The sequence below is a fragment of the Frankia canadensis genome (assembly GCF_900197875.1).
In the GTDB taxonomy this organism is placed as follows: domain Bacteria; phylum Actinomycetota; class Actinomycetes; order Frankiales; family Frankiaceae; genus Frankia; species Frankia canadensis.
The window spans coordinates 1-5,900 of sequence record NZ_FZMO01000230.1; the positions used below are offsets into that span (position 1 = coordinate 1).

5 protein-coding genes are annotated in these 5,900 nt (G+C 73.2%); 3 read left to right on the top strand and 2 right to left on the bottom strand.

The features are described 5' to 3' along the window. The first annotated feature begins 180 nt into the window (after window positions 1-180). The gene (locus C1A33_RS18550) at window positions 181-1,794 is read left to right on the top strand and encodes an ABC-F family ATP-binding cassette domain-containing protein (protein WP_101832733.1); all 1,614 of its coding nucleotides are present in this window, start codon (window positions 181-183) and stop codon (window positions 1,792-1,794) included. Window positions 1,795-1,963: 169 nt separating this feature from the next. Then, a complete protein-coding gene (locus C1A33_RS18555; RefSeq protein ID WP_101832734.1) occupies window positions 1,964-2,905 on the top strand; it encodes a cation diffusion facilitator family transporter in 942 nt (313 codons plus the stop codon). A gap of 84 nt (window positions 2,906-2,989) precedes the next feature. Here the strand turns inward: C1A33_RS18555 and C1A33_RS18560 are convergent, their stop codons facing one another. After that, window positions 2,990-3,691: an NAD(P)-dependent oxidoreductase gene (locus tag C1A33_RS18560; protein WP_101832735.1), complete on the bottom strand. Its 702-nt coding sequence runs from the start codon at window positions 3,689-3,691 to the stop codon at window positions 2,990-2,992. Window positions 3,692-3,783: 92 nt separating this feature from the next. On the opposite strand from C1A33_RS18560, the gene C1A33_RS18565 reads away from it, so the two are divergent. Continuing rightward, the gene (locus C1A33_RS18565; protein WP_243407701.1) at window positions 3,784-4,554 is read left to right on the top strand and encodes a TetR/AcrR family transcriptional regulator; all 771 of its coding nucleotides are present in this window, start codon (window positions 3,784-3,786) and stop codon (window positions 4,552-4,554) included. Window positions 4,555-4,662: 108 nt separating this feature from the next. On the opposite strand, the gene C1A33_RS18570 is transcribed toward C1A33_RS18565, so the two are convergent. Then, window positions 4,663-5,900: hypothetical protein (locus C1A33_RS18570; RefSeq protein ID WP_243407702.1), on the bottom strand; the 1,238-nt coding region annotated here is incomplete at its 5' end.

Below are 5,900 nucleotides of genomic sequence, written 5' to 3' on the forward strand. Positions count from 1 at the left end.
GACGGGCGGGGGCCCGGACGGGAGAGTCGGAGCCGGGGGCCCCGTAGTCTGGTGGGTATGAGCGTCGCCGCGTCCGTCATCCACGGGATGTCCGGCCTGGCGGAAGCTTCCCGCCGGCCGTAGCCGTCCCAGCGCCGTCCCGGCGTCGTCCCGCGAGCCCCCGAAAGAGGCCCCACCTCCATGATCATCGTGTCCGAGCTCGAACTGCGTGCCGGAGCCCGCACCCTGATCGAGCCCGTGTCCTTCCGGGTGCAGGGTGGTGACCGGATCGGCCTCGTCGGGCGCAACGGCGCCGGCAAGACGACGCTGCTCAAGTGCCTGGCCAAAGAGGGGCTGCCGTTCGCCGGCAGCGTCGACGTTCGCGGCGAGCTCGGTTATCTGCCGCAGGACCCGCGCGCCGGCGACCCGGCCGACTCCGCCCGCGACCGGGTACTCTCCGCCCGCGGCCTCGACGTGATCCTGCGGGACATGGAGAAGCTCCAGGTCGAGATGGCCGAGCTCGCCGACACGAAGGAACGCGACGCCGCCGTGCGCCGCTACGGCGTGCTGGAGGACCGCTTCGGCACCCTCGGTGGCTACGCCGCCGAGGCGGAGGCGGCCCGGATCTGCTCGTCGCTGGGCCTCGCCGACCGGGTGCTCGGGCAGCGCCTCGGCACGCTGTCCGGCGGCCAGCGCCGCCGGGTGGAGCTGGCCCGCATCCTGTTCGCCGGCTCCGGGAACTCCGACGCCACGCTGCTGCTCGACGAGCCGACGAACCACCTCGACGCCGACTCCATCACCTGGCTGCGCGACTTCCTGCGCGCCCACACCGGCGGGCTCATCGTCGTCAGCCACGACGTCGACCTGCTCGACAAGTGCGTCAACAAGGTCTTCCACCTCGACGCGAACCGCGCCGCCCTCGACGTCTACAACGTCAACTGGAAGACGTACCTGACGTCGCGGGAGGCCGACGAGCGCCGCCGCAAGCGCGAGCGGGCCAACGCCGAGAAGAAGATCGACGCGCTGAAGGCGCAGGCCGACAAGATGCGGGCGAAGGCGACGAAGGCCCGCGCCGCCCACCAGATGGACCGCCGCGCCGACCGGCTCGCCTCCGGCCTGGCCGAGATCCGCGTCGCCGACCGGGTGGCCAAGCTGCGCTTCCCGGACCCGGCTCCCTGCGGGCGCACGCCGCTGACGGCGACGGGCCTGTCGAAGACGTACGGCTCGCTGGAGGTGTTCACCGACGTCGACCTGGCCATCGACCGCGGCTCGCGGGTGGTGATCCTCGGCCTCAACGGCGCCGGCAAGACGACGCTGCTGCGCATCCTCGCCGGCGTGGAGCGGGCGGACACCGGCGAGGTGCATCCCGGCCACGGTCTGCGGCTGGGCTACTACGCCCAGGAGCACGAGACGCTCGACACCGACCGCTCGGTCCTCGACAACATGCGCGCCGCCGCGCCGAACACCTCCGATGTGGAGCTGCGGCGCATCCTCGGCGCGTTCCTGTTCAGCGGCGACACCGTCGAGCAGAAGGCGGCGACGCTGTCCGGCGGCGAGAAGACCCGGCTGGCGCTGGCCGGGCTGGTCTGCAGCTCGGCGAACGTGCTGCTGCTCGACGAGCCGACGAACAACCTCGACCCCGCGTCGCGCGACGAGGTGCTGGCCGCGCTCGCCACCTACAAGGGCTCCGTGGTGCTCGTCACGCACGACCCGGGCGCCGTCGAGGCGCTCGACCCGCAGAAGGTGCTCATGCTGCCCGACGGCGTCGAGGACAACTGGTCCCCGGACCTCGCCGAGCTCATCACCCTGGCCTGATCCAGGAGGCTGGCCTGATCCAGGAGTCTGGCCTGATCCAGGACCCCGGGCTGATCCAGGAGTCCGGCCTGATCGCCGGCCTCGCGGGCCCGTCTCGGAGCTGTTCCGGGCGCGCCCTATCGTGTGGGCCTGGTCCCCATTCCCCACCACCGTCACGATGGAGCACGGTTTGAGTACCCAGGGCGGCACCAAGGCGGTCCTCGCGGCGTTGGCCGCCAACCTCGGCATCGCGGTCACGAAGTTCGTGGCGTTCCTGTTCACGCAGTCGTCGTCGATGCTCGCCGAGTCGATCCACTCGGTCGCCGACTCCGGCAACCAGGGCCTGCTGCTGCTCGGCCAGCGCAGGTCCGCCCAGCCGGCCGACGAGGACCATCCCTTCGGCTACGGCCGCGCCCGCTACATCGCCGCCTTCCTGGTCGGCATCGTGCTGTTCAGCGTCGGTGGGCTGTTCTCCGCCTACGAGGGCGTGGAGAAGATCCGCCACCCGCACGAGCTGGAGAGCGGCCTGGTCGCGATCGTGATCCTGCTCATCGCCGTCGCGCTCGAGTCCTACTCGTTCGCCACCGCGATGCGCGAGTCGGCCAAGGTCAAGGGCGACCGGTCCTGGTGGCGGTTCATCCGGGAGGCGCGGGCACCGGAGCTGCCGATCGTGCTGCTGGAGGATCTGGCCGCCGAGCTCGGCCTGCTGTTCGCGCTCGGCGGGGTGGGCCTCACGATGCTGCTCGACGATCCGGTCTGGGACGGCGTCGGCACCCTGGCCATCGGCATCCTGCTGCTCGTCGTCGCGGTGCTCGTGGCCACGGAGGCCTACGGCATGCTCGTCGGAGAGGCGGCGACGCCGGCGACGGTGGCCACGATCCGGGCCACCCTCGCCGCCGCCCCCGGGGTGAGCGCCGTCATCCACCTGCGCACGCTGCACCTGGGCCCGGACGAGCTGCTCGTCGCCGCCAAGATCGGCCTGCCGCCGACAGTGACCATGCGCGATGTCGCCGCGACCATCGACACCGCGGAGGCGGCCCTGCGCGCCGCGGTGCACACCCCGATGAGGATCTTCCTGGAGCCGGACGTCCCTCGGGACCCGGCCGCCGCCACCGCTCCCGCCACCGCCTAGGCTTTCGTAACGGCGTTCGCTCCACGGGTGTCCCTGGCCTCGCGTTTTCGCCGTAGGAGCTGGGGTCCCGCGGTACGGGCCGGTTCAGTAGCCGATCGTGAAGCGGCGCTGGATGAAGCGGGGGAGCTCCGCTTCGTCGAGCAGGGCGACGGCCGCGTCCGCCGTCGAGACGCGGCTGCGCCCATCGGCGTCGCGGACGGGCTGGTCGCCGCCGATGCGGAACCGCCCGGTGCGCTCACCGGGGAAGATGTCCTCGGCGGGGCTGAAGTAGGTCCACAGCCGGTTGGATGTGCGCAGGATGTTGAGCCCGTCCCGGGCGCCGCGCACGGACGCGGCGTACTCCCGCGGCAGCCCGATCCCGTCGAGAACCTGGTGCAGCCGGTCCTGCGCGTCGGCGAGGACGAGCCCGGGTTCGATCTCCAGGCTGCCGGCCCCGCCGACCACGATCAGCCGGGTGCGGGGGTGGCTGTTCAACGCCGTGAGCAGGGCATGTGCGGCGCGGGAGTGGACGGACGGATCGGCGATCGAGCGCCGGATCGTGTCCGCGATGTCCCGCGTGGCGTTGCCCGGCTGGAACGTGCTGATCAGCACGTCCAGCCCCGGCAGGATCGCGGTGACGCTGCCGGCGTCGAGGACGTCGACGCTCGCCCACGTGATGTTCTCTCGTGCCTCCCTGATGCCCGTCGCGTCGCGGCTGCACGCCGTGACCTGGTGGCCCCGCTGGAGGGCCTCGGTGACGACGAGACTGCCGATGCCGCCCGTGGCTCCGATGACGCCGATGCGCATGGTTCTCCCATCTGAGGTGACAGTGTCACCAAACTATATGGCGTGAAGTAAAGATATGCCGTGAGCGAGTGGGGGCCATAGAGTCCTGCGGTGTGGTAGCAACGCGCGGACGCCGAGAGCGGCTACGGGCCGAGACGACAGCGGAGATCAAGCAGGTGGCGCTCGCGCTCATGGCCGCGGGCGGCCCCGACGCGATCACGCTGCGGGCGATCGCCCGGGAGATGGGCATGACTGCCAACGCGATCTACGGGTACTTCGCCACCCGCGACGACCTGGTGACCGCACTGATCGAGGACGTGCACACGGCACTCGCGGACGCGATCGAGGCGGCCTGGAACGCCGACCCGGCCGGCACTCCTGGCGGCACTCCCGGCCGCGTGCCCGACGACACCCCCGGCGGCTCGGGGTCCGGCGGCGGTCCGCGGGAACGGATTCGTGGGTGGGCGCGGGCCTTCCGAGGCTGGGCCCTGGCGAATCCGCAGGGTTTCCGGCTGGTCTACGGGGACCCCGTGCCCGGATACCGGCCGCCGGAGGGCGGTGCGGCCCCGGCGGCCGCGCAGCGCGTCTGCCTGGCCCTCACCGCGGTGACGGCCGCCGCCTGGCCATGGGCCGAAGGTCTGCAGGCCGACAGCGCGTTCGGCTGGTCCGACTTCGACGCCGGACTGCTCGACAAGGTCCGTCCGGTCTTCCCGGAGCTTCCGCCAGCCGGTCTCGCGCTGGCCCTACGCCTGTGGGGACGCCTGCACGGCCTGGTGGCGTTGGAGGTCTATGGGCACCTGCAGGCCCAGACGGCCCGTCCGGACGCGCTCTTCGAGGAGGAACTGACCCACCTTCTGCGATCCCTGGGCCTCGAGACCCCTTAGCGGGGCGGACCATCCGTCACCCGGCGGGACGCGCTCGCCCGACTGCCTGGACGCCCGACTGCCCGACTGCCCGGATGCCCGACTGCCTGGATGCCTGGACCACGAGGGTCAGGCCGAGCGGCCCAGACACAGCCGCAGGGCGACGGCCGCGACCGCGCCCAGTGACATCAGGACGACGGGCGGTCTGCCGGCCCGCAACCGGTCGCCAGGGCCGGGGGGCCGTGGCCGGGGCGCCACCGCGGCGACCAGCAGCCACGGAAACAGAGGGAGCCAGGTCCGTTCCGCGCCGCCGTCGGCGAGTCCCACGGCCGTCGCGAACAGGGCCGTCGCGCCCGCGCCGACCAGGAACGGCCAGCCGGGGGTGAGCCGCAGCCTGCGCGCCGCGCGCACGGCCACCGGCCCGGCGGCCAGCACGACGATGGTCAGGTCCAGAAAGACCCAGGCCAGCGCGCTGCCCACCGGCACCCGCGCGGCCCGGGCGAGCGCCAACCCGTCCGGCCAGGCGAAGCCCCAGGCGGCGCACAGCCACAGCGGTAGCAGCGCGCCGAGCCCGGTGAACACGTTGAGCAACGGTCGGCGCCGGACGAAGTAGGCCGCGGCCACCGCCACACCCAGCCAGACCGGGGCATAGCCGAACAACGCGGCGAGCCCCAGCAGCAGCCCGCTGCCCAGCGCCCACCACACCGAGCGCCGACCCGGCTCGCAGCCGACCACCCCGACGGCGACCGCCAGCGCCGCCAGAAGGGCCGTGACGGCGTCCGGGGAGCCCGCGAGCCAGCCGCTCCACGGCGCGAGCACCAGCACGGGCACGAGGCGCCGGGTGGCCGTCTCGTGGCACAGCGACCGGATCGCGACGCACACCACCGGCAGGGTCAGCGCCCCGCAGCCGGTGAACACCAGCCCGACGGGCAGGGCGCCGCCCAGCCCGGCGCGCGCCAGCAGCCAGGCGGCCACCACGGGGCCCGGGGGATGGGTGGGCAGGACGGCGGCCGCCCCCGCGGCCACGTGCCCGGTGGTGGCCGTGTAGTGGGCGAGCAGGCCGAGCGGGTCGTCGCCGACGGTTCCGGCCGCGGTGATCAGGTCTGCCGGAGCGCGCAGCCCCGCGGCCAGATCACCGGGAGTGACCAGCGCCAGCGCGACGCTCCAGGCGAGCGACCCGAGCGCGCCCAGCAGGAGCAGCACGCTCCACGGCAACCGGAACGCCGCGGCCGTTCCCGCCGCCGGCTGGGACGTCGGCGTGGCGGTCTGCCCCACTTTGGTGCCGTGCGTCGCGATGGGCGCGTCCGCGGGTGGTGTGAGTGCGGGGCCCGGCTGCTGGGGCTGCGCGCTCCGGCAGACCTGATCAC